Here is a 22,461-nt window from a genome sequence, read left to right as displayed (position 1 = left end):
ATCGCGCCCGCCCGCTCAAGCCCCGATGCACGGCGGGGATATCCGCTTCGGAGGGGGCGCGACAAAGGGCGCCTGTACAAAGGTATGACCAATGTGTATGTTGCACTGCAACATGAGCGGCGATCGGTCGCGTTCCCGTCCCGCGATTGCCTCCTTACTCCAGATTGCAAGTCGACGGCCCCAGTCCGATCTTTAGCGGAATGGCGGCTGTTCGAGCCTTGCTGTGTGAGACGAACCTCCGGAACCCGGCCATGACCGTTCGCAACCTCGACCGCCTGTTCAAGCCCGCCTCCATCGCCCTGATCGGGGCGACCCGAAAGCCGAACACCATCGGCGCCGTGGTGGCCCGCAACCTGTTCAACGCCGGGTTCGATGGCCCGATCATGCCGGTGACCGGCGAGCGAGCGGTCGAGGGGGTGCTGACCTACAAGTCGGTGGACGATCTGCCGGTCACGCCGGATCTGGCGGTGATCTGCACCCCGGCCGCCATGGTGACGGCCACCGTCGACGCGCTGGGCAAGCGCGGAACCAAGGCGGCCATCGTCATCTCCAGCGGCTTTTCCAAGGAGCAGATCCAGACCCTGCGCGAGGCGGCGAAGCCCCACCTGATGCGCGTGCTGGGTCCCAACAGCCTGGGCATCATGGTGCCGGGCCGCGGTTTGAACGCCAGCTTCGGCCATGTCACCCCGAAGAAGGGCGACGTGGCGCTGGTGGCACAGTCCTCCATGGTGGTGACCTCGATCGCCGACTGGGCGACGGCGCGGGGGATCGGCTTTTCGCACCTGATCTCGATGGGCGACAAGGCGGACGTCGATTTCGGCGACCTGCTGGACTATCTGGCCGGCGACGCCAACGTGCGCGCCATCCTGCTCTACATCGAGAGCATCAGCGACGCGCGGAAGTTCATGTCGGCGGCGCGCTCCGCCGCCCGTCAGAAGCCGGTGATCGTCATCAAGTCCGGCCGCACCGACGAGGCGCTGGAGGCCTCCACCTCCCACACCGGGGCGCTGGCGGTGTCCGACGCCGTCTATGACGCCGCCTTCCGCCGCGCCGGCATCCTGCGCGTCAGCGGCCTGGACGAGCTGTTCGACGCGGTGGGCACGCTGGGCACCGGGTCGCCGATCACCGGCGACCGGCTGGCCATCCTGACCAACGGCGGCGGCATGGGCGTGATGGCGACCGACAGCCTGATCCTGTCCGGCGGGCGGCTGGCCCAATTCGCGCCGGAGACGATGGACGCGCTGGAGAAGGCGCTGGGCGCCGGAAGCGCCCGCAACCCGCTGCGCATCGGCGGCGATGCACCGCCCAAGCGCTACGCCGACGCGCTGAACGCGCTGATGGCCGACCCCAACAACGACGCCGTTCTCGTGCTGAACTGCCCGACCGCGGTGACCGACGGGCTGGCCGCCGCGCAGGCCGTGGTCGACACCATGATCGCCAACAAGACGCGCAAGCATCCGGTGCTGACCAGCTGGCTGGGCGACAACACGGCGGCGGAGGCGCGCAAGCTGTTCGCCGCCAACCGCGTCCCCACCTACGACACGCCCAGCCACGCGGTGCGCGCCTTCCTGCATCTGGTGGAATACCGCCGGAACCAGGAGCTGCTGATGGAGACGCCGCCGTCGGTGCCGGAGGATTTCCAGCCCGACGGCATCACTGTGCGCAAGATCATCTCCCGCGCCATCGCGGAGAAGCGCGACTGGCTGAGCGAGTATGAGGCCAAGCGTGTGCTCGCCGCCTACGGCGTCCCGGTGGTCGACACCCGCCGCGCCGACACGCCGGAGGAGGCCGCCCATTGCGCCGAGATGATCGGCGGGCCGCTGGCGCTGAAGATCCTGTCGCCGGACATCACCCACAAGTCGGACGTCGGCGGCGTTGCCCTGCACCTGACCGAGCCGGCGGAGGTCAAGGCCGAGGCCGAGGCGATGCTGGCCCGCGTGCGCGAGGCGGTGCCCGACGCCCGCATCGAGGGCTTCACAGTCCAGGAGATGGCGGTGCGCGCCGACGCCTACGAGCTGATCGTCGGCATGACCGAGAACGAGCTGTTCGGCCCCGTCCTGCTGTTCGGCGAGGGCGGCATCGGGGTGGAGGTGGTGGAGGACTACGCGCTCGCCCTGCCGCCGCTGAACATGAAGCTGGCGACCGAGCTGATGGGCCGCACCCGCATCTGGCGGCAGCTGCAAGGCTACCGCTCGCGCGCCGCGGTCGATCTGGAGGCGGTGGCGCTGACGCTGAACAAGATCTCGCAGCTCATCGTCGATTTCCCGGAGGTCGTCGAGCTGGACGTCAACCCGCTGCTCGCCGACTCGGAAGGCGTGCTGGCGCTGGACGCCCGCATCAAGGTCGGCGTGCCGGCCCTGCCCGGCGCGAAGCGTCTGGCCATCCGCCCCTACCCCAAGGGGCTGGAGGACCGGATCACCATCAAGGATGGCCGCCAGTTCGTCGTCCGCCCGATCCTGCCGGAGGACGAGCCGCTGGTGCACCACATGGTGGCCAACCAGACGCAGGAGGACTTGCGGCTGCGCTTCTTCGCGCCGCTGAAGCGTCTGTCGCACCAGGCCGCCGCCCGCCTGACCCAGATGGACTACGACCGCGAGATGGGCCTGGTCGCCGTCGGGCCGGACCCGGAGACGGGCGAGACCATCATGTACGGCGTCGTGCGCATCACCGCCGACCCCGACAACCTGCGCGCCGAATACGCCGTGATGGTGCGGTCGGACATGAAGGGCCAGGGGCTGGGCTACCAGCTGATGAACAAGATCCTGGACTACGCCCGCTCCCGCGGGATCAAGGAAGTCTACGGCGAGGTTCTGCGCGAGAACACCAACATGCTGGGCATGTGCCGCGCGCTGGGCTTCATCCGTAAGGAGAACCTGGACGAGCCCGGCGTGGTCGAGGTCAGGATCGAGCTGGGCGGCGGGCTGGCCGCGAAATAGCCGCGGTGGCGCCCCCCCTGGGTGGCGCCACTTGGAAGCGACGAGGGAGAGGGCCATACTCATGGGCATGAGCGATCCGGCACCCCGCCCGATGACCGTGGATGAGTTCCTCGTCTGGAACGACGGGACGGACACCCGCTATGAGCTGGACGGCGGCCAACCGGTCGCCATGGCGCCGCCGTCCGACGCGCACGCTCTTCTCGCGGCCAACATCGTCGTCGAGTTCGGGAAGCGTCTTCACCCACCCTGCCGGGCGCGGGTCGAAGCCGGCATCCGTCTGCCCGATCGCGACGATGCCTGGTTCCAGGCCGACGCCGCCATCGGTTGCGGACCGACGTCAAACAAGCCTGGAACGGTGGACCCGACGGTCATCGTGGAGATCCTGTCGCCCTCCACCGCCCAGTTCGACCGTGGCCGGAAGCTGGCGATCTATCGGGAAATCCCGTCGGTCCAGGAAATCCTTCTGCTCGACTCGACGAAGCGCTGCGCCGAGCTGTGGCACCGCGAGGATGAACAGAGTTGGGTGGTCCGCGACGTCATCGGGGGCGGGACGCTGCGCTTCCCCTCGGTCGGGATCGAGATTCCCATGGCCGCCCTGTATGAGGGCGTCCTCTAGACGCCCTCTCCCACCGTCTACAGCAGCGTTTCCAGGACGCGGTCGGGCGGGGCGTGGCCGTCCGCGAAGGTCTTGATGTTGATGATGACCTTCTCGCCCATGTCGATCCGGCCCTCGATGGTGGCGGAGCCCATGTGCGGCAGCAGGACCACGTTGTCGAGCCGCAGCAGCTTCGGGTTCACCGCCGGCTCGTGCTCGAACACGTCCAGGCCGGCACCGGCGATCTCGCCCTTCGACAGCATCCGGGTCAGCGCCGTCTCGTCGATGACCTCGCCGCGCGAGGTGTTGACGATGAAGCAATGCGGGCGCAGCAACTTCAGCCGGCGCTCCGACAGCAGGTGGTAGGTGGCCGGGGTGTGCGGGCAGTTGATGGACACCACGTCCATGCGCGCCAGCATCTGGTCCAGGCTCTCCCAATAGGTCGCCTCAAGCTCCTGCTCGACGTCCGGATAGACGCGGCGGCGGTTGTGGTAGTGGATCGACATGCCGAAGGCGCGCGCCCGGCGCGCCAGCGCCTGCCCGATGCGGCCCATGCCGAGGATGCCCAGACGCTTGCCCTGGATGCGGTGGCCGAGCATCGTCGTCGGCCCCCAGCCCTTCCACTGGCCGGAGCGGACCAGCCGCTCGCCTTCCGCCAGCCGGCGGCCAACCGCCAGCAGCAGGGCCATGGTCATGTCCGCCGTGTCCTCGGTCAGGACGCCCGGCGTGTTGGTGACGCTGATGCCGCGCTCCCGCGCCGCCTTCAGGTCGATGTGGTCCACGCCCGTCCCGAAGGAGGCGATGAGGCGGAGCTGCGGCCCGGCCTTCTCGATCACCTCGCGGTCGATCCGGTCGGTGACGGTGGGAACCAGCACGTCGGCCACCTGCGCCACGTCGATGAGCTGCGCGTGGGTCAAGGGCTCGTCGTCGGAATTCAGCCGTGCGTCGAACAGCTCCATCATCCGCGTCTCGATGACGTCGGGCAATTTCCGGGTGACGACGACGAGCGGCTTCTTCTTTTCGGTCATTGGACGGTGCCTCCCCCATTCCGGGCCGACGCTTGTCCTATCAAGCGGTTGGGAAGCTGTCCAGATGGCAGTGACGATTCGGCGCGCCGCACGGCTCCATGATGTGACAAGAGCCGCCGCGATGCCGCCGCCCGCGCCTTGCGCTTGCCCCTGGCGGCTACCCCTAATTATAGTGCCTCCGACTTAAATCCATCCGATCTCCACAGCACGGGGCTGCCGGTGTTGCCGTTGCCGACGACGTCTGCCATCCGCCGCGCTCTCGCCGTTCTGGCGCTGGCCGTCGCAGCCTTGGCGCCGGTCACTCTGTCCTCCGCCGGCGCGTCCGAGGGCGGGCGGCGCGAGAAGGACCCGACCCACGCCTCGGGCCTGCCGATCCCCCGTTTCGTGTCGCTGCGCTCGGGCGAGGTGAACGCGCGCACCGGCCCCAACGTGCGCTACCCCATCGAATGGGTGTTCACCCGCAAGGAAATGCCGGTGGAGATCACCCAGGAATTCGACACCTGGCGCCGCATCCGCGACTGGGAAGGCAGCGAGGGCTGGGTCCACCAGAGCATGCTGTCGGGCAAGCGCAGCATCGTCATCACCGGCGACATCCGCACCGTCCGCAAAGAGCCGCACGGCGACGCCGCCGTGGTGGCCCGCGCCCAGCCGGGGGTGATCGGCTGGCTGCGCAAATGCAAGGGCGAGTGGTGCGAGGTGGACCTGAAAGGCTATCGCGGCTGGATGAGCCGCGGGGAGTTCTGGGGCGCCTACAAGGACGAGACGATCGAATAACCGGTGGGCGGCGGGCCGTTTGCCCCCACCCTTCCCACGGCTAACGCCGCGGGCCCCTTCCCTCCCCCGCTTCGCAGGAGAGGGAGAAAAGTCCCCTCCCTTGCCGAAGGCGGGGGAGGGTCAGGGAGGGGGCAACAGGTCCCCCCTACCCGAAATCCCCGGCAAGCTCCGCCCGCACCGTCTCCGGCATCACCGCCATGTGGCCGTAGTGGGGATGGCCGATGCCGAGGATCACCTCCGTACCCGGCGCGCGGAAGGCGGCGATCTGCTCCGGCGTGAAGTCGAAATGCAGGAAATGGACGGCGGACGCCTTGCCGACCTCGTTCGTCCGCTCCACGTCCTCCTCCGGGCGGGCGACGACCGTGTGGCCGGCGAAGCGCAGCGTCACCGTCCGCTCCACCCCGCCCAGCCGGCCAAGCTCGGCGGCGCGGCGCGACGGGTCGGCGATCTCGAACATCACCGTGGCGACCAGATCCGCCCCCTTGGGGATCAGGCCGTTGTAGGCGCGAAGCTCACCGTCGATCTGCGCCTCGCCGCCCCGCTCGATGAACAGCATCTCGTGGACCTGCTGCCACATCGTTTCGTAACTCTCGAAATGGACGACGGCGTAGGGGCCGACCGCGACCCGGCGCCTCTTCTTCACGGCGACCAAGGCGCTGCGGCGGGCGGCGCGTTCGCGGGCGTAGCGGTCCAGGGGAAGGATGTCGGCGCGGGTGATCGCGGTCCGGCGCGCCGTCATGACGACAGCTGGTCCAGCATCCTCTGGAAGCGTCCGGCGTGGCTCCGCTCGGCCTTCGCCAGCGTTTCGAACCAGTCCGCGACCTCCTCGAAGCCTTCCTCGCGGGCGGTGCGGGCCATGCCCGGGTACATGTCGGTGTATTCGTGGGTCTCGCCGGCGATCGCGGCCTTCAGATTGCTCACCGTGTCGCCGATGGGCAGGCCGGTGATCGGGTCGCCGGCTTCCTCCAGGAATTCCAGATGGCCGTGGGCGTGACCGGTTTCGCCCTCTGCGGTGGAACGGAAGACGGCGGCGACCTCGTTGTGGCCTTCCACGTCGGCCTTCTGGGCGAAATAGAGATAGCGACGGTTGGCCTGGCTCTCACCCGCGAAGGCCGCCTTGAGGTTCTGCTCGGTCTTCGTGCCCTTCAGCGACATGGCGGCGTTCTCCCCACGGGGTTCTGTCCGGCCCGGCCGCGCACGGGCGTGGGGCCTCCGGGGGCCGAGCCTCGGCTACGGCTTATGCCATTGCTCCCAAAACGCGTCAATGTTCCGGAAATTCTCCGAAGGTCCGGTTGGGAGATGGATTTTTTCGTGACGCGACCGTCGGCCGCCTGCCCTTCAGAGATCCTCGCCCTCAGCGGTCCTCGCCCTGCTCCGCGCTCAGCCGGACGATCACGTCCACCCGCGCGATGCGCGTGCCCGGCGGGGCCGGCGGCAGATGCTGCACCACCACATCGTCGCCGGGGATGTCCTCCAGCCGGCCCGTCCCTTCCAGGAAGAAATGGTGATGGTCGCTGGTGTTGGTGTCGAAGTAGGACTTGCCCGCCTCCACCACCACCTCGCGCAGCAGGCCGGCGGCGGTGAACTGGTTCAGCGTGTTGTAGACCGTGGCCAGCGATACCCGCAGGTCCGCCCCCATGGCCTCGGTGTGGAGCTGCTCGGCGGTGACGTGGCGGTGTTCCCCTTCGAACAGCAGGCGGGCCAGACCCAGACGCTGGCGCGTCGGGCGGAAGCCTGCCGTCTGCAGGCGGTCGAGGGCGCGCTTGAAGGGTCGGGTGCCGGTCATCGTCGTCTGTTCGCCGTGGTTCAGGTCACAAAGTCGGAACGCGAAACGGACCGCGGCGATCTGCCGCAGCCCGCTCACTTTAGAACGATTTCAGGTCAGGGGGCAAGCGCCCCCCGCAAACCCGCGGGCCGCCGGCGTCAGTAGCCGGTGGCGATCCGCTCGACCAGCTGCTTCACGGTCGGGATGAAGCCGTCCTTGTAATAGGGGTCCGACGCGAAGCGGAAGGCGTTGTGACCGGCGAACATGAGCTGGTTTTCGCAGTCGTCGGTGTGGCTGACCGCCTGCAGGGTCTTCTGGATGCAGTAGGAGCGCGGATCGGCGCGCTTGCCGTTCGTGCCTTCCTCGTTCTGCGCCCAGTTGGAGAAGTTGCAGGCCGACAGGCAGCCCATGCAGTCCACCTGATCGCGGTGGATGCGCTCCGCCTGCTCCGGCGTGACGAAGATGACCGTGCTGTCCGGGGTCTTCAGGCCGCTGGTGAAGCCCTGGGACAGCCAGCCCTCGGCGCGGGCCTTGTCCGTCTCGGTCACATAGACCGGGCGGCCGCGCGGCCCCAGCGGCAGCTCGGCGGAATGCTCGCCCACCGGCTTGGGCAGATAGGCCACCTGACGCTCCGAGCGGGCCATCAGGTCCATCAGGAACGGGTTCTTGACGGCGGAGGAGTAGAAGCCCGTCGGCGAGAAGCGGTTCAGGAAGACGTCGCCCTCCTTCAGCGTCAGCAGGCGATGCTTCCAGGCGTTGGAGATCGGGCTTTCCTGGGTCAGCAGCGGGCGCGTGCCGAACTGGAAGGCCACCGGGCCGAGATCGGGGTTGTCGATCCAGTCCTCCCAGTCCGACAGCCACCAGACGCCGCCCGCCATGACGATGGGGGTGTCGTTCAGGCCGAAGCTGTTCATCATCTGGCGCAGCGCCAGGACGCGGGGGAACGGATCCTCCGGCTTCAGCGGGTCTTCGGAGTTGGACAGGCCGTTGTGGCCGCCGGCCAGCCACGGGTCCTCGTAGACCACGCCGCCCAGGTTCTCGCGGAACTTGTGGTAGGCGCGCAGCCACAGGGCGCGGAAGGCGCGGGCCGAGGAGACGATGGGGTAGTAATGCACGCCGTAGTGCACGGCGATCTCCGCCACGCGGTAGGGCATACCGGCGCCGCAGGTGACGCCGTGGATCAGGCCTTGGGAGCCTTCCAGCACGCCGTGCAGGATGTGCTCGGCGCCGCCCATCTCCCACAGGACGTTCATGTGGATGCGGCCCTGGCCGTTCGAGGCCTCGTGCGCGATGCGCGCCTGCGCGATGCCGCCCTGGATGCCGAACTTGATCAGCTCGTCGTGACGCTCGCGGCGGGTTTTGCCGTGATAGACCTGCGGCAGGAGATTCCCGTTCTCGTCGTAGCTGTCGGCGTTCACGCCCGAGAATGTTCCGATACCCCCGGCCGCCGCCCAGGCGCCCGAGCTTTCCCCGTTGGAGACGGCAATTCCCTTGCCACCCTCGACGAGCGGCAGAACCTCCCGGCCAGACATCAGCAACGGCTTAAGCGCCTTCAACGAAACCTCCAAGACCATGAGAGCGCCCGCGTGCGGGCACCCGGACAGCGCGACTCGAAAGACGACGAAAAACGCCGCCGGGAGTCGTGCCCCCGACGGCCCAGCCGCCATGAGCGATCTATATATGAGGAAATTTCCGTGCGGACGAGCGGATTCGCGGTGTTAGAAAAAAATCTGTCACAGCGACAGTTCCCCAAACGTCAACCGGTGGTCCCAACGGCAGCTGCTTTACAGGGCTGCCTGTTCGGCCAGTTCCGCCGCCAGCCGGCCGGGCGCGTCGGTGAAAACACCGGCCACACCCCAGTTGAACAGCGTCCGCGCCCGCGCCGCGTCGTTGACCGTGTAGGCCAGAACCGGGCGCCCGGTGGCGCGGTAGGCGGCGACGCTCTCCGCCGTCTGGCGATCTTGATGGATGTTCAGCGTGGCCGCGCCGACGCGGTCGGCGATGGCCGCCCAGTCGGCGGGCGGGTCCCACAGCAGATAGCCGCGCGGAATCTCCGGCGCCCGGTCGCGCGCCACCTCCAGGCAGGGCACCTCGAAGCTGGAGACCAGCAGGGGCAAGCCGCCGGGCCACAGCCGCGTCAGAAGCTCCAGCGCCGCTTCCGCCGTCGGCACCTCTTGGCCGGGATAGGGTTTGATCTCCAGATTGAGACCCAGGCCGAGCTTGCGGATCACGCCCAGCGCCTCCTCCAGGGTCGGCACCGTTTCGCCGGCGAAACGGGCGTCGAACCAGGACCCGGCGTCCAGCGCCTTCAGCTCCGCCAGGGGCAGGTCGGGCACCGGCCCGGCGCCGTTGGTGGTGCGCTCCAGCGTGTCGTCGTGGATCAGCACCGGCACGCGGTCGCGGGTGAGCATCACGTCCACCTCGACCCAGGCGGCGCCCTGGCGGGCGGCTTCGCGCAGGCTGGCGAGGGTATTTTCCGGCGCGCTTTCCTTGGCGCCGCGGTGGCCGATCAGGCGGGGAAGAGTCGACAGCATGGGTCCTGCGGGAGTAAGAGCGGGCCTCTCATGATAGGCGCAAAGCGGCGGATCGGGAACGAGCGATGAAGGCAGCCCACAGCGTGACCGAACTGGTGGCCGCCGGGCTGATGACGCCCGCGGCGGGCGAGGCCGTGGCCGCCGTGGCCGACCGCTACGCCATCGCCCTGACGCCGTACCTGCTGGAAACGCTGGCGGACGCCGCGCCCGGCGATCCCCTGTACGCGCAGTACGTTCCCTCTCCGGAGGAGGCGTACACCGCGCCGGAGGAGCGCAAGGATCCCATCGGCGACGTGGCGCGCAGCCCGGTGAAGGGCATCGTCCACCGCTATCCCGACCGTGTCCTGCTGAAACCGCTGCACGCCTGCGCGGTCTACTGCCGTTTCTGCTTCCGGCGCGAGATGGTCGGCCCGGGCGGCGAGGCCCTGTCGCCCGACGAGTTGGACGCCGCGCTCGCGTACGTGCGTACGCATCCCGAGGTGTGGGAGGTGGTGGTGACCGGCGGTGATCCCCTGCTGCTGTCGCCGCGACGCCTGTCCCACATCGTCCACAGCCTGTCGGACATCCCCCACGTCGGGGTGGTCCGGCTGCACACCCGCGTCCCCGTCGCCGACCCGGCGCGCGTCACGGCGGAGCTTGTCGAGGCGCTGAAGGCTCCGGACGTGGCGACCTGGATGGCGGTCCACGTCAACCACGCCAGCGAGTTGACGGAACCGGCGCGCGGCGCCATCTCCCGGCTGGCCGAGGCCGGCATCCCCCTGCTGGGCCAGACGGTGCTGCTGAAAGGGATCAACGACGAGGCGGCGGCGCTGGAGGCTCTGTTCCGGGGATTGGTGCGCAACCGGATCAAACCCTATTACCTGCACCACCCCGACCTCGCCGCCGGCACCAGCCATTTCCGCCCGACCCTGGCCGAGGGGCAGGCGCTGGTGAAGGGACTGCGCGGGCGCGTTTCCGGCCTCTGCCAGCCGACCTACGTTCTGGACATCCCCGGCGGGCACGGCAAGGCCCCCGCCGCGCCGGGTTGGGTGCGGCCGGACGGCGAAGGTGGCTATCTGGCGGAAGACTTCACCGGGGCGACGCACCGCTACCGCGGCTGATCAACGCGTTCCCAGCCCCGGCCCCAGCCCGAACAGCGGGTCCGGGTTCAGCACCACGCCATGAATGGCGACGATGGAGGCGAAGCCGGTCCACAGCACCAGCGGCAGCCAACTCGCCGCGATGGCGCGGTCGTCCGGCCAGACCAGCAGCACGCAGGTCGAGGCGATGATGAAATACGCGATGGTCCAGGCCGCCGCCAGGATCGGGCTGCCCATCGTGAAGTAAGCGAATCCGAAACTGGCGTAGAGCAGCCACAGCGCCCCCTGCATCCCGATCAGCGCCGGGCGCCAGCGGATCGTCCAGGGCGCGTTCAGCAGCCGCAGGCAGCCCCAGAGCTGGATCAGGCTGATGCTGAACCAGACGACGGGAAAGGCCCAGCCCGGCGGCTGCAGCGGCGAGGGCTGATAGCCGGGAAACGGCTCCCCGCCCCGCTCGAACACGCCATAGGTGTTGGTGAGCAGCCAGAAGACCAGAGCCTGCCACCAATGCACGCGAAAGGGCAGCGGGCCGGTGTCGGTTGCGGGTTCCGTCGGGACGAAGGAGCGGTGGTTCATGCCTTAGGAAATGGCACGGCCCCGCTTGCGGTCAAGCGCGGGGTTGACGCATCCGGCGGAGCGCCGGAACAGCCGCGCCCCCTCGCCGGTTTTCCTCTGGCAATGCGTCGGGGGAGGATCGGGCGATGCGGTGGCAGGACGGTCGCGAGAGCGAGAATGTCGAGGACCGGCGCGGCACGCCCGGAAGCGGCGGCTTCCGCAGGGGTGGGATCGGAATCCCCATCGGGCGCGGCGGCATCGGCATCGGCGGGCTGGCGGTGATCGTGGTGGTGTCGCTCCTGCTGGGCATCAACCCGCTGGACCTGCTGCAAGGCACCGTCCCGCAGGAGCAGGCCCGTTACGAGCAATCCGACGTTCCAAGCAACGGAACCGACGACGAATTGAAGCGCTTTGTCTCCGTCGTCCTGGCCGACACGGAGGACACGTGGTCCGCGCAGTTCCAGCAGATCGGCCGGACCTACCAGGATCCCGCGCTGGTGCTGTTCTCCGGCACGGTGGATTCGGGCTGCGGCTTCGCCCAGGCGGCGATGGGTCCCTTCTACTGCCCGCGGGACCGCAAGGTGTACATCGACCTCAGCTTCTACCGCGACCTGCGCGACCGTTTCCGCGCGCCGGGCGACTTCGCCCAGGCCTACGTGATCGCCCACGAGGTCGGCCACCATGTGCAGAACCTGCTGGGCATCTCCGACCGGGTGCAGCAGGCCCAACGGCAGGCCGGGTCGCAAGCCGACGCCAACGGGCTGTCGGTGCGGCTGGAGCTTCAGGCCGACTGCTTCGCCGGGCTGTGGGCCAACCACGCCAACCGCGAGCGTCAGATCATCGAGCCCGGCGACGTCGAGGAGGCGCTGACGGCGGCCAGCGCCATCGGCGACGACCGTATGCAGCGCCAATCCCGCGGCACCGTGACGCCGGACAGCTTCACCCACGGCAGCTCCGCCCAACGGGTGAGCTGGTTCCGCAAAGGGCTGGAGCGGGGGGAATTGAACGCCTGCGATACGTTCGGGGCGGAGCGGCTGTAGCCAACTCTGCGATTTGGTTGAGTTAGTCTATAGTTTTTACTAATTTTGAGCGGCTTTCTGGTTAGGGGCTGTTCATGCCGATCATCGTCGATAAGAAGAAACTCGCCATCGCCCTCGGCAAGGTCGGGCTGAACGCCGCCGCCGGCAACATCGTCGAGGCGGTCAAGGAGTTCATCGACGCGGCGGACGCCTTCACCCGCGACGGGCCGGGCGACGCCACGGCGGAGGACGGCGCCCGCCTGTTGCTTCAGCGCGGCGCCTACACGGCGGCAATCCGCAGCATCCAGCGCTTCGCCCGGCAGGCACCCCTCCTCGCCGCGGAGGCCGATCCGCGCGAGATCGAGGCCGAACTGGCCCGCCACACCGCCGACACGCCGTTGGAACTGACCGGAGCCGCCTTTTCCGACCCGGACCGCTGGCCCGCCCTGTCCGTGGTGCTGGACGCCTTCACCGGCTGGCAACGCGTCTGCGGCGTGCCGGAGGAGCATCGCGAAACGATGCGTCTGGCCTTCCGCGAGGATTTCGTCCTGGCCCTGGCCGCCGAACTGCGTGACCCCAGCCGAGAGGCCGATTATCGAGCCATGCTCGCCGAAGTGACGCGCACGACCCCGCTGGACGGCGCGGCGCAACGGGCACTGGATTGGCAAGCCTACCGAGCCCGTTTGGTGGAAGCGGTGCATCGGCCCCTCCGCTCGCTCGATCCAGAGAGGGTTCCGCGCTTTTCCCTGCACGATCTCTACGTGCCCTTGCGAGCGTCGGTGGGGGAACCGCCGGCACCGGAGCATCGGCGCAAGGGCGATCCGCTGATCCCCATTCGATGGCTGGACGACGAACTTGATGAATGGATCGAGCGGGCCAACCCGCGCGATGCGGTCCGGGTCCTGTCGGGAGAGCCCGGAGCCGGCAAGTCGAGCGCCTGCACTATGCTGGCCGCGCGGCTGGCGCGGAAGGGCCGGCGGGTGCTGCTGGTACCACTAAGCCGACTGAATTACACGGGCGACGCGCGAGCTGAACTGTCCCGCTTCCTGTCTGACGAGGTGGGCCATGACGCTCTGGAACGTGCGCGAAGCGACAGCGGACCTCCCCTGCTGTTGATCTTGGACGGGCTGGACGAGTTGGCTAAGGTTGGCCAGGGTGCGGTGACTCTGCTGAACGGATTCATCGGCAGCCTGAGCCACGCGCGGTCGGAGTGGAATAGGAACGGGCTGCGGGTCCTGTTGCTTCTAGCGGGCCGCCCGGGTGCAGCTGAAACCACGGACACAATGTCCCGCACCGAGGGCGCACGGTTGCACGTCCTGCGTTTCCGGATTGAGGGTACGCGGTGCGACTGGTTTGACGATGGCGCGCTTGCCCGACTGGATCAACGTCCGGCTTGGTGGCGGCGCTTCGACCATACAGGTGGTCGGCCAGAAATGCTTCGGAAGCGCAACGCGCACTTAGACGCACTCACCGAGCAACCATTGCTCAACTGGTTGATCGCTCAGATCCTGACTTTGGAAGGCACCAAGCGCGCGGCGTCCATCGACGGCATACACGACCTCTACAGCCGCTTGTTCGGTAATGTGCTGGACCGGGTGAACCGGCGAAGCGAGAGTGACGCGCTTGAGGCCATCGACGGCCTGAAACGCAACGACCTCGAATGGATGTTGGAAGAAGTTGCAGTCGCGGCTTGGCACAACGGAGGAGACCGGACTGTCCCCTTTCCGGAGGTCCAGAAACGGTTGGAAGACGCCAGCCTTGACCGGCATCTGGCTTGTCTGACAACGAATCGCGACGATGCGCTGACCTGCCTACTCGACAGCTTCTTCTGTCGTTCTCACACCGGCCAGACCCATCGGGCGGTGGAGTTCACGCACAAGAGCTTCGGCCAGTTCCTGATCGCAAAGCGGATGCTGCGGGAAGTGGAGTCCAGCCACGATTTGCTGTCTCGACGCAGCGGGCGGACCAGCCTGTCAGCATGCTTGGGGGATTGGCTGGCGCTGTGCGGTCCCGCGGCAATGGATCGCGCCCTTTTGGACTTTCTACGATCTGAGATGGCCTCTGCCGCTTCCGGCGGCGGGGTGACGCGCGACATCGCGAAATGGCGGGAGTCCCTGGCGCGCCTGTTTGACGAGTGTGTTCGGCAAGGCATGCCGCTGCCCAACGGTGATTTTCGGTCGCGGGAGATCGAGCGAAGGGTTCGCAATGCTGAAGTTGCCCTTCTCGCCACCTTGGACGCCGCCGTGTCAGTAACTCTGGCGCCGTCCGAACGGTCGATCATCCGATTGGAGCCGGAGGGTGTAAAAAACTCAACACTGTCGGCATCGACCCTGCATCGCCTGCTTGGGCCTTTTACCGACCGGAGCATCGCACGCTTTTGTCTTTCCTGTCTAAACTTGGGGGGCGCCAACCTGCGAGGGGCCGACCTGACGAACGTTGACCTAACGGGCGTTGACTTGTCAGGCGCCGACCTTGTGTACGCCAAATTGTTAGGTGCTACTTTGAAAAACGCCGACCTTACCAGCGCCGATCTGACAGGTGCTGACCTAACGCGGACCAATCTGACGGACGCCGATTTAACATACGCCGACTTAACATCCGCCAACCCGACGTACGCCACCCTGACGCGCGCGGACCTGATGGGTGCGAACCTGACAGACGCCAATCTGATAGACACTGACTTAACGGATGCCAACCTGATGAGCTCCGACTTAACGGATGCCAACCTGACGCGCGCCGTTTTGACAGGCGCCAACCTGATTGACGCGGATATGACAGGTGCGGACATAACGGGTGCCAATCTGACAGGTACCGATCTGACGCGCGCCAAAAACCTACCTTCCTAATGAGGGGATGTTGCCCCGCATAAGAAACGCGCTACAGAAGTAGCGCCGTCGCTCAGCGAAAAAATGGCAGGCTAACTTTCAGGTACGGACAGTATACAAAAACCGAAGACGGCTAGCTGGCTGATAGGCCGTCGCGCATGAAAAAGGCGCCTTACGGCGCCTTTGCCCCCTCCCCGACCCTCCCCCGCTGCGCAGGGGAGGGGGAAGAGAGGCGCCCTCCCCCGCTGGTGCGAGGGAGGGTGAAACCTTACCGTCAGGCGGCGGGGCCGTCCTTCTTGGTCAGGTCTTCGCCGGTGGCCTGGTCGACCTGCTTCATCGACAGCTTGACCTTGCCGCGGTCGTCGAAGCCGATGACCTTCACCTTCACCGAGTCACCCTGCGACACCACGTCCGACACCTTGCCGACGCGCTGCGGCGACAGCTCGGAGATGTGGACGAGGCCGTCGCGGGAGCCCAGGAAGTTCACGAAGGCGCCGAAATCGACGACCTTCACGACCTTGCCCGTGTAGACCACGTTCATTTCCGGCTCGGCGACGATGCCCTTGATCCAGTCGATGGCGGCCTGGGCGGCCTTGGTGTCCACCGCGGCCACCTTCACCGTGCCGTCGTCCTCGATGTCGATCTTGGCGCCGGTCTGCTCCACGATCTCGCGGATCACCTTGCCGCCGGAGCCGATCACGTCGCGGATCTTCTCCTTCGGGATGTTGATCACGGTGATGCGCGGGGCGTTCTCGTTCACCCCCTCGCGGGCGCCGGTCAGGGCCTTGGACATCTCGCCCAGGATGTGCAGGCGGCCGTCCTTGGCCTGGCCCAGAGCGATCTTCATGATCTCCTCGGTGATCGAGGTGATCTTGATGTCCATCTGGAGCGCGGTGATGCCCGCGTCGGTGCCGGCCACCTTGAAGTCCATGTCGCCCAGGTGATCCTCGTCACCCAGGATGTCCGACAGGACCGCGAAGCCGTCGTCTTCCTTGATCAGGCCCATGGCGATGCCGGCCACCGGACGCGCCAGCGGGGCGCCGGCGTCCATCAGCGACAGCGAGGTGCCGCAGACCGTCGCCATCGACGACGAGCCGTTGGACTCGGTCACTTCCGACACCACGCGCAGCGTGTAGGGGAAGTCTTCCTTCTTCGGCAGCAGCGGGTGGATGGCGCGCCATGCCAGCTTGCCATGGCCGATCTCGCGGCGTCCCGGCGAGCCCATGCGGCCGGCCTCGCCCACCGAGTACGGAGGGAAGTTGTAGTGGAGCATGAAATGCTCCCGGTACTCGCCCTGCAGCGCGTCGATGATCTGCTCGTCCTGGCTGGTACCCAGCGTGGTGACGACCAGAGCCTGCGTCTCGCCGCGGGTGAACAGCGCCGAGCCGTGGGCGCGCGGCAGCACGCCGACCTCCGACACGATCGGGCGGACCGTCTTGGTGTCGCGCCCGTCGATGCGGCGACCGGTCTTCAGAACGGCGCCGCGCAGGATGTCGGCCTCCAGTTCCTTGAACTCGGCCACGATGGCCTGCGTCTCGTGGGCCTCGGCCAGAGCCTCCAGCGCCTTCGCCTTGGCGGCGCCGATCTTCTCGTAGCGGACCTGCTTCACCGTCTCGGTGTAGGCGGCCTCGACATCGGCGCCGACGGTCTCGCGCAGCTTCGCCTTCAGGGCGGCGCGGTCGTAGGCCGGGGCCGGCAGGTCCCACGGCTCCTTGGCGCACTGCTCGGCCAGATCGATGATGGCGTCGATGACCGGCTGGAAGCCGCTGTGGCCGAACATCACGGCGCCCAGCATGATCTCCTCGGACAGCTCCTTGGCTTCCGATTCGACCATCAGCACGCCGTCCTGGGTGCCGGCGACCACGAGGTCGAGCGCGGAACCGCCAACGGCGTCCATGGTCGGGTTCAGCACATACTGGCCGTCGACGTAGCCGACGCGGGCGGCGCCGATCGGACCCAGGAACGGGATGCCGGAGATCGTCAGCGCGGCGGAGGTGCCGACCATCGCGACAATGTCCGGATCGTTCTCCAGATCGTGGCTCAGCACGGTGCAGATGACCTGCGTCTCGTTGCGGAAGCCATCGGCGAACAGCGGACGGATGGGACGGTCGATCAGGCGGCTGACCAGCGTCTCCTTCTCCGTCGGGCGGCCTTCACGCTTGAAGAAGCCGCCGGGAATCTTGCCGGCTGCGAAGGACTTTTCCTGGTAATTGACCGTCAGCGGAAAGAAATCGACGCCCGGCTTCGGCGACTTGGCGCCGACGACCGTGCAGAGGACCGTGGTCTCACCATAGGTGACCAGCACCGCGCCGTCGGCCTGACGGGCGATCTTGCCCGTCTCGAACGTCAGCTTGCGTCCACCCCATTCGATTTCTTTGCGGAAAACCTTGAACATGGATTCTTCCTTCCATCCGACACCTAGGCCCGCCGGATTGCTGGCCTAAGCCGGGGTCATCGGTCGTCGGACCCCGCATGTGAAAACCCATAAAGGGTAAAACCCGAAAAGGGCCAAAAACATCAAACGGCCGGTCCCGGAAGGTCCGGGCCGGCCGTTTGATTAATACATACCTTCGCGAACAGCCGCACGCCCCGACCAGCGCGACACTCCCCTGTGCACCGGAACGCGGCGCGGCGGATCGAGCGCTGATCGGGACGGATGTTCGGTCACCAGGACGGACGCCTTTTGGAAATCAGCGACGCAGGCCCAGACGCTCGATGAGCGTGGCGTAGCGGCTGTTGTCCTTCTTCTTGAGATAATCGAGAAGACGGCGACGCTGGCCGACCATCACCAGCAGACCACGGCGGGAGTGGAAGTCCTTCTTGTGGCCCTGCAGGTGCTCGGTCAGGTTCCGGATGCGCTCGGACAGGATCGCGACCTGGACCTCGGGCGAACCGGTGTCGTTGGTGCCGCGCGAATAGTCCTTAATGAGTTCCTGCTTGCGATCGGGCGTGATCGACATCGGGGTCTCCATCGTTCATAGGTTGAGAACGCGCACCGGACGGACCTCCGCCCCCTCCACGCGCGCCAGCGCCACCGGCTTGCCGCCGAAAAGCGCAATAACGGTGCCATCCCCACCAACATCGCCGCGCAGCGCCGTGAGGCGTTCGCGGTCCTGCCGGGTGAGGAGTGCCACCGTCTGGCCGTGCTTCAGTCGGTGCGCTTCCGCGTCCGTCAGGGCCAGCGCCGGGATGTCGTCCAGCGCGGTCTCGATCGGCAACAGAAGTCTTTCGACCGCGGCACCTTGCTCCATCGCGGTCAGGTCGTCCAGGGAAATCGCCCCGTCCAGCGTGAAAGACCCGACGCGCAGGCGTCGCAGATCGCGGATGTGCCCCACCGTCCCCAACCGTTCGGCGAGGTCGCGGGCGATGGAGCGGACATAGGTGCCCTTGCCGCAATCCACCTCCAGCACCGCGTGGTCGGCGTCCGGAGTTTCGACCAGCTCCAGCCGGTCGATGCGGACGGTGCGGGGGGCGATGTCCACCACCTCCCCCTCGCGGGCGATGTCGTAGGCGCGCTCGCCGTTGATCTTCAGAGCGCAGTATTGCGGCGGAATCTGCTCGACGAAGCCCAGGAAGGCGGGCAGTGCGGCGCGGATCGCCTCGGCGTCGGGCCGCACCGCGGAGGTCTCCGTCGCCGAGCCCTCGCGGTCGTCGGTGGTGGTGCGGGTCCCCCAGGCCACGGTGAAGCGGTAGGTCTTCTCGCCGTCCATGGCGTAGGAGACGGTCTTGGTCGCCTCGCCCAGCGCGATCGGCAGGATGCCCGTGGCGATGGGGTCCAGCGTGCCGCCGTGCCCGGCCTTCTCGGCGTTGAGATGGCGCCGCACCTTGGACAGCGCCTGCGTCGAGGTCATCCCCGCCGGCTTGTCCAGCACGATCCAGCCGTGGATCGGCTCGCCCTTGCGCTTACGAGCCACGGCGCCCCTCGTCCCCGCCGCCGTTGCCCTCATCGCCGTCGTCTTCGTCCTCGTCCTCGTCGTCGATGTCTTCACCGTCGTCGAGGTCGTCCGTCTCGGTCTCGTCCTCCTCGTCCCAGCCGTCGTCCTCCTCGTCATGGTCGTCGTCGCCGTTCACGCGGTCGGCGAGCGAGCGGTAGCCGACGTCGCGGGCGACCGCCGGGCTGTGCAGGATGTCGTCGATGCGACCGGCATAGTCGAAGGAGGTGTCGGCCTCGAAGCTCAGCGTCGGGGCGTGGCGCAGGTTGATGGCGCGGGCGACCTGGCCGCGCAGGAAGGGGGCGGCGCGGCGCAGGGCCGACAGCGTTTCGTCCATCGGGCCGCCACCCAACGGCGTGACGAAGGCGGTGGCGTTGCGCAGGTCCGGGCTGATCCGCACCTCGGTCACCGTGACGTTCAGTTCCGCCAGTTCGGGGTCGTGGAAGTCGCCGCGCCGGAACAGGTCCGCCAGGGCATGGCGGATTTCCTCGCCGATGCGGAGCTGGCGCTGGGACGGCGGCTTTCCGGCCAGGTCGTGTTTCTTTCTCATGCTGTCGATCCCGAATGCGGTGCGAGAGGGATTTGTCCCTCCGCGAAAACGCGACAAGGGCGCACGGGCGCCCTTGTCATCTGTAACGTCATCTGTAGCCGGTCCGTGAGCCGGGATGCGGCGGCGGGCTTACAGCTCGCGCGCCACCTCCTCGATCTCGAAGGCTTCGATGATGTCGCCGGCCAGGATGTTGTCGTAATTCTCGAAGGCCATGCCGCACTCGTAACCCTCGCGCACTTCCTTGACCTCGTCCTTGAAGCGCTTGAGCGTCTTGAGCGTACCCTCGTGGATGACGACGTTGTCGCGCAGCAGGCGGCAACCGGCGCCGCGCTTGACGGTGCCCTGCGTGACCATGCAACCGGCGACCTTGCCGACCTTGGTGATGTTGAAGACCTCGCGGATCTCGGCGTAGCCGATGAAACGCTCGCGCAGGGTCGGCGACAGCATGCCGGTGAGGGCCGCCTTCACGTCGTCGATCACGTTGTAGATGATCGAGTAGTAGCGGATCTCGACGCCGTCGCGCTTGGCCATGTCGCGGGCCTGCGGGTTGGCGCGGACGTTGAAGCCGAAGACCATCGCGTTGGACGCGTTCGCCAGCGTGATGTCGGACTCGTTGATCGCACCCACCGACGCGTGCAGCACGCGGACCTTGACCTCGGTGTTCTCCGCCGTGAGCTTCTCCAGGGCGTTGGAGATCGCCTCGATGGAGCCCTGCACGTCGCCCTTGATGACGACCGGCAGTTCCTTGGCCTCGCCGGCCTGGATGCGGCTGAACATGTCCTGCAGCGAGCCGCGGGCCGACGCCGCGTTGGCGGCTTCGCGCTTCTTGCGCTGGCGGAACTCGGCGATCTCACGGGCGCGGGCTTCCGACTCGACGACGGTGAAGTCGTCGCCGGCGAGCGGCGTGCCGTTGAGACCGAGCACCTCGACCGGGCTGGCCGGGGCGGCCTGCTCGACGCTCTGGCCGCGGTCGTTGACCAGGGCGCGGACGCGGCCCCACTCCGACCCGGTGACGAAGACGTCGCCGACCTTCAGCGTGCCGCGCTGGACCAGCACGGTGGCGACCGAACCGCGGCCGCGCTCCAGCTTGGCCTCGACCACGACGCCTTCGGCGGTGCGGCCCGGGTTGGCCTTCAGCTCCAGGATTTCGGCCTGCAGGAGGATGGCCTCCTCCAGCTTGTCCAGGTTGCGCTTGGCCTTGGCCGACACTTCCACGGTCTGGATGTCACCGCCCAGTTCCTCCACGACCAGCTCGTGCTGGAGCAGTTCCTGGCGGACACGGTCCGGCTTGGCGTCGGGCAGGTCGATCTTGTTGATGGCGACGATGATCGGAACCTTCGCGGCCTTGGCGTGATGGATCGCCTCGATCGTCTGCGGCATGACGCCGTCGTTCGCGGCGACGACCAGCACCACCACGTCCGTGACGTTGGCGCCGCGGGCGCGCATCTCGGTGAAGGCGGCGTGGCCCGGCGTGTCGATGAAGGTGATCTTCGCACCCGACTCCAGCTGCACCTGATAGGCGCCGATGTGCTGGGTGATGCCGCCGGCCTCGCGGCTGACCACGTCGGTCTGACGCAGGGCGTCGAGCAGCGAGGTCTTGCCGTGGTCGACGTGGCCCATGATCGTGACGACCGGGGGACGCGGCACCAGCGCCGTTTCCGCATCGTCGTTGAGGCGCAGGCCGACCTCGACGTCCGCCTCCGACACGCGGCGCACGCGGTGGCCGAACTCGGCGATGACCAGCTCCGCCGTGTCGGCGTCGATGGTCTGGTTGATGGTGGCCATCACGCCCATGCGCATGAGCTGCTTGATCACGTCGGCGCCGCGTTCCGCCATGCGGTTCGCCAGCTCCTGGACGGTGATGACCTCGGGCAGCACGACGTCGCGGGTCACTTTCTGCGTCTCCTGACGGCTCATCTGGCGGAGCCGCTCGCGCTCGCGGGCACGGCGGACGGCGGCCAGCGAACGGGTGCGCTCACCATCGTCGCTCAGCGCCTGCGAGACGGTCATCTTGGAGCCCTTGCGCCGATCGGCGCCCGGAGCGGCCTTGCGAACCGGAGCCGGCGCCGGGGCCTTCTTGTTGCCCGGCTTGCCGCGGCGGTCGTCCTCTTCCTCGCCGAAGCGGGGAGCGGCCGGAGCGCCCGGACCACGGGCGGCCGGAGCCTCCGTGGTGGCCGCGGTGCGCGCACCGGCGCCACCGGCGGCGGGACGGGCACCAGCACCCTGCGGACGGGTCTGTTCGGTGTCCTTGCGCTTGGCCTCCTCGGCCTCCTTGCGCTTGGCTTCCTCTTCCTGGCGGCGGCGTTCGGCCTCCTGGGCCTTGGCGCGCTCCGCCTCCTCGATGCCGCGCATCTCGGCCAGCTCGCGCTGGCGCAGAGTCTCGGCGTCGAGAATCTCCGGCTCCGCCTCGACCACCTGGGCCGGCTGGGACGCCGCCTCCTCGGCGGCGCGGGCGGCGGCCTCCGCGGCCAGGACGGCGGCCTCGGCCTCCTCCTCGGCGCGGCGGCGGTTGTCCTCGGCCGCCCCCTGCAGGGCGCGGATGCGCGCCTCGCGTTCCTGGTTGGTCAGTTGACGGACGGCGCCGCCGCCACCGCCGCGCTGGCGCTGGCCCGGCCCACCCCGGACGGGGATGCCCTGGGCGGCCTGACGCGCGGCGGCGCCGCCGTCGGCCACGCCCGGCAGAGCGCCCTTCTCCACGGCCCGCTTACGCTTGACCTCCACGGTCACGGGCTTCGACCGGCCATGGGAGAAGCTCTGCCGGACCTGGGTCTCGACCGGCTTCTTCAGCTCCAGCTTCCCTTTGCCGGAGCCGGAGAGGTGCAAGACTTTCTTTTGGTCCTGGTCGTTGCTGTCGGTCATCGGTTCCCGA

General features: G+C 67.8%; 18 protein-coding genes. 6 read left to right on the top strand and 12 right to left on the bottom strand.

Features of this window, described 5'->3' with window-relative positions:
- The first annotated feature begins 251 nt into the window (after positions 1 to 251).
- Entirely contained in the window at positions 252 to 2,936 is a 2,685-nt protein-coding gene (locus AC1DVI_RS00640; RefSeq protein WP_476956375.1) for a bifunctional acetate--CoA ligase family protein/GNAT family N-acetyltransferase, read from the top strand.
- A gap of 61 nt (positions 2,937 to 2,997) precedes the next feature.
- The gene (locus AC1DVI_RS00635; protein WP_476956374.1) at positions 2,998 to 3,552 is read left to right on the top strand and encodes a Uma2 family endonuclease; all 555 of its coding nucleotides are present in this window, start codon (positions 2,998 to 3,000) and stop codon (positions 3,550 to 3,552) included.
- 17 nt (positions 3,553 to 3,569) lie between these two features.
- Here AC1DVI_RS00635 and AC1DVI_RS00630 read toward each other — a convergent pair whose 3' ends face one another.
- Entirely contained in the window at positions 3,570 to 4,559 is a 990-nt protein-coding gene (locus AC1DVI_RS00630; protein ID WP_476956373.1) for a 2-hydroxyacid dehydrogenase, read from the bottom strand.
- Positions 4,560 to 4,778: 219 nt separating this feature from the next.
- Here AC1DVI_RS00630 and AC1DVI_RS00625 point away from each other — a divergent pair, with 219 nt between their 5' ends.
- Positions 4,779 to 5,333 carry an SH3 domain-containing protein gene (locus AC1DVI_RS00625; protein ID WP_476956372.1) on the top strand — a complete coding sequence of 185 codons (555 nt, stop codon included), beginning with the start codon at positions 4,779 to 4,781 and terminating at the stop codon, positions 5,331 to 5,333.
- Positions 5,334 to 5,478: 145 nt separating this feature from the next.
- Here AC1DVI_RS00625 and AC1DVI_RS00620 read toward each other — a convergent pair whose 3' ends face one another.
- The 5 genes from AC1DVI_RS00620 to AC1DVI_RS00600 all read right to left on the bottom strand — a co-directional run bounded on the left by AC1DVI_RS00620 (position 5,479) and on the right by AC1DVI_RS00600 (position 9,632).
- Positions 5,479 to 6,072: a DUF3501 family protein gene (locus AC1DVI_RS00620; protein WP_476956371.1), complete on the bottom strand. Its 594-nt coding sequence runs from the start codon at positions 6,070 to 6,072 to the stop codon at positions 5,479 to 5,481.
- Positions 6,069 to 6,488, bottom strand: a complete 420-nt coding sequence (locus tag AC1DVI_RS00615) for a rubrerythrin family protein (protein WP_014238831.1) — start codon at positions 6,486 to 6,488, stop codon at positions 6,069 to 6,071. Before AC1DVI_RS00615 ends, AC1DVI_RS00620 begins: the two co-directional genes overlap by 4 nt.
- A gap of 199 nt (positions 6,489 to 6,687) precedes the next feature.
- Entirely contained in the window at positions 6,688 to 7,119 is a 432-nt protein-coding gene (gene irrA, locus AC1DVI_RS00610; protein WP_014238832.1) for an iron response transcriptional regulator IrrA, read from the bottom strand.
- 137 nt (positions 7,120 to 7,256) lie between these two features.
- Entirely contained in the window at positions 7,257 to 8,654 is a 1,398-nt protein-coding gene (locus AC1DVI_RS00605) for an NAD(P)H-dependent flavin oxidoreductase (protein ID WP_038531606.1), read from the bottom strand.
- Positions 8,655 to 8,882: 228 nt separating this feature from the next.
- Entirely contained in the window at positions 8,883 to 9,632 is a 750-nt protein-coding gene (locus AC1DVI_RS00600; RefSeq protein WP_476956370.1) for a glycerophosphoryl diester phosphodiesterase, read from the bottom strand.
- Between the two features lie 65 nt (positions 9,633 to 9,697).
- Between AC1DVI_RS00600 and AC1DVI_RS00595 the strand changes: the two genes are divergently transcribed.
- On the top strand, positions 9,698 to 10,732 hold the full coding sequence (locus AC1DVI_RS00595) for a lysine-2,3-aminomutase-like protein (protein WP_476956369.1): 1,035 nt from the start codon (positions 9,698 to 9,700) through the stop codon (positions 10,730 to 10,732).
- Here AC1DVI_RS00595 and AC1DVI_RS00590 read toward each other — a convergent pair whose 3' ends face one another.
- Entirely contained in the window at positions 10,733 to 11,287 is a 555-nt protein-coding gene (locus AC1DVI_RS00590) for a TspO/MBR family protein (protein WP_476956368.1), read from the bottom strand. It abuts the gene before it with no gap.
- A 125-nt stretch (positions 11,288 to 11,412) separates the two neighbouring features.
- Here AC1DVI_RS00590 and ypfJ point away from each other — a divergent pair, with 125 nt between their 5' ends.
- Positions 11,413 to 12,306 (top strand): KPN_02809 family neutral zinc metallopeptidase, encoded by an 894-nt coding sequence (ypfJ, locus tag AC1DVI_RS00585; RefSeq protein WP_476956367.1) that lies wholly within the window; start codon positions 11,413 to 11,415, stop codon positions 12,304 to 12,306.
- 74 nt (positions 12,307 to 12,380) lie between these two features.
- Positions 12,381 to 15,131 carry a pentapeptide repeat-containing protein gene (locus AC1DVI_RS00580; protein ID WP_476956366.1) on the top strand — a complete coding sequence of 917 codons (2,751 nt, stop codon included), beginning with the start codon at positions 12,381 to 12,383 and terminating at the stop codon, positions 15,129 to 15,131.
- 253 nt (positions 15,132 to 15,384) lie between these two features.
- Here AC1DVI_RS00580 and pnp read toward each other — a convergent pair whose 3' ends face one another.
- The 5 genes from pnp to infB form a co-directional block, all read right to left on the bottom strand.
- Positions 15,385 to 17,505, bottom strand: a complete 2,121-nt coding sequence (pnp, locus tag AC1DVI_RS00575; RefSeq protein WP_476956365.1) for a polyribonucleotide nucleotidyltransferase — start codon at positions 17,503 to 17,505, stop codon at positions 15,385 to 15,387.
- A gap of 295 nt (positions 17,506 to 17,800) precedes the next feature.
- The gene (gene rpsO / locus AC1DVI_RS00570; protein ID WP_035670129.1) at positions 17,801 to 18,070 is read right to left on the bottom strand and encodes a 30S ribosomal protein S15; all 270 of its coding nucleotides are present in this window, start codon (positions 18,068 to 18,070) and stop codon (positions 17,801 to 17,803) included.
- Between the two features lie 15 nt (positions 18,071 to 18,085).
- On the bottom strand, positions 18,086 to 19,024 hold the full coding sequence (gene truB, locus AC1DVI_RS00565; RefSeq protein WP_149165341.1) for a tRNA pseudouridine(55) synthase TruB: 939 nt from the start codon (positions 19,022 to 19,024) through the stop codon (positions 18,086 to 18,088).
- Positions 19,014 to 19,592 carry a 30S ribosome-binding factor RbfA gene (gene rbfA / locus AC1DVI_RS00560; protein WP_476956364.1) on the bottom strand — a complete coding sequence of 193 codons (579 nt, stop codon included), beginning with the start codon at positions 19,590 to 19,592 and terminating at the stop codon, positions 19,014 to 19,016. The genes truB and rbfA overlap by 11 nt, the downstream gene beginning before the upstream one ends.
- Before the next feature lie 129 nt (positions 19,593 to 19,721).
- The gene (gene infB, locus AC1DVI_RS00555) at positions 19,722 to 22,451 is read right to left on the bottom strand and encodes a translation initiation factor IF-2 (protein WP_476956363.1); all 2,730 of its coding nucleotides are present in this window, start codon (positions 22,449 to 22,451) and stop codon (positions 19,722 to 19,724) included.
- Positions 22,452 to 22,461 lie beyond the last annotated feature (10 nt).

Source organism: Azospirillum sp. P4_B5, from assembly GCF_056402275.1.
Note: the sequence above shows the minus strand (reverse complement) of the source record. Positions and strands in the feature narration are given on the sequence as shown.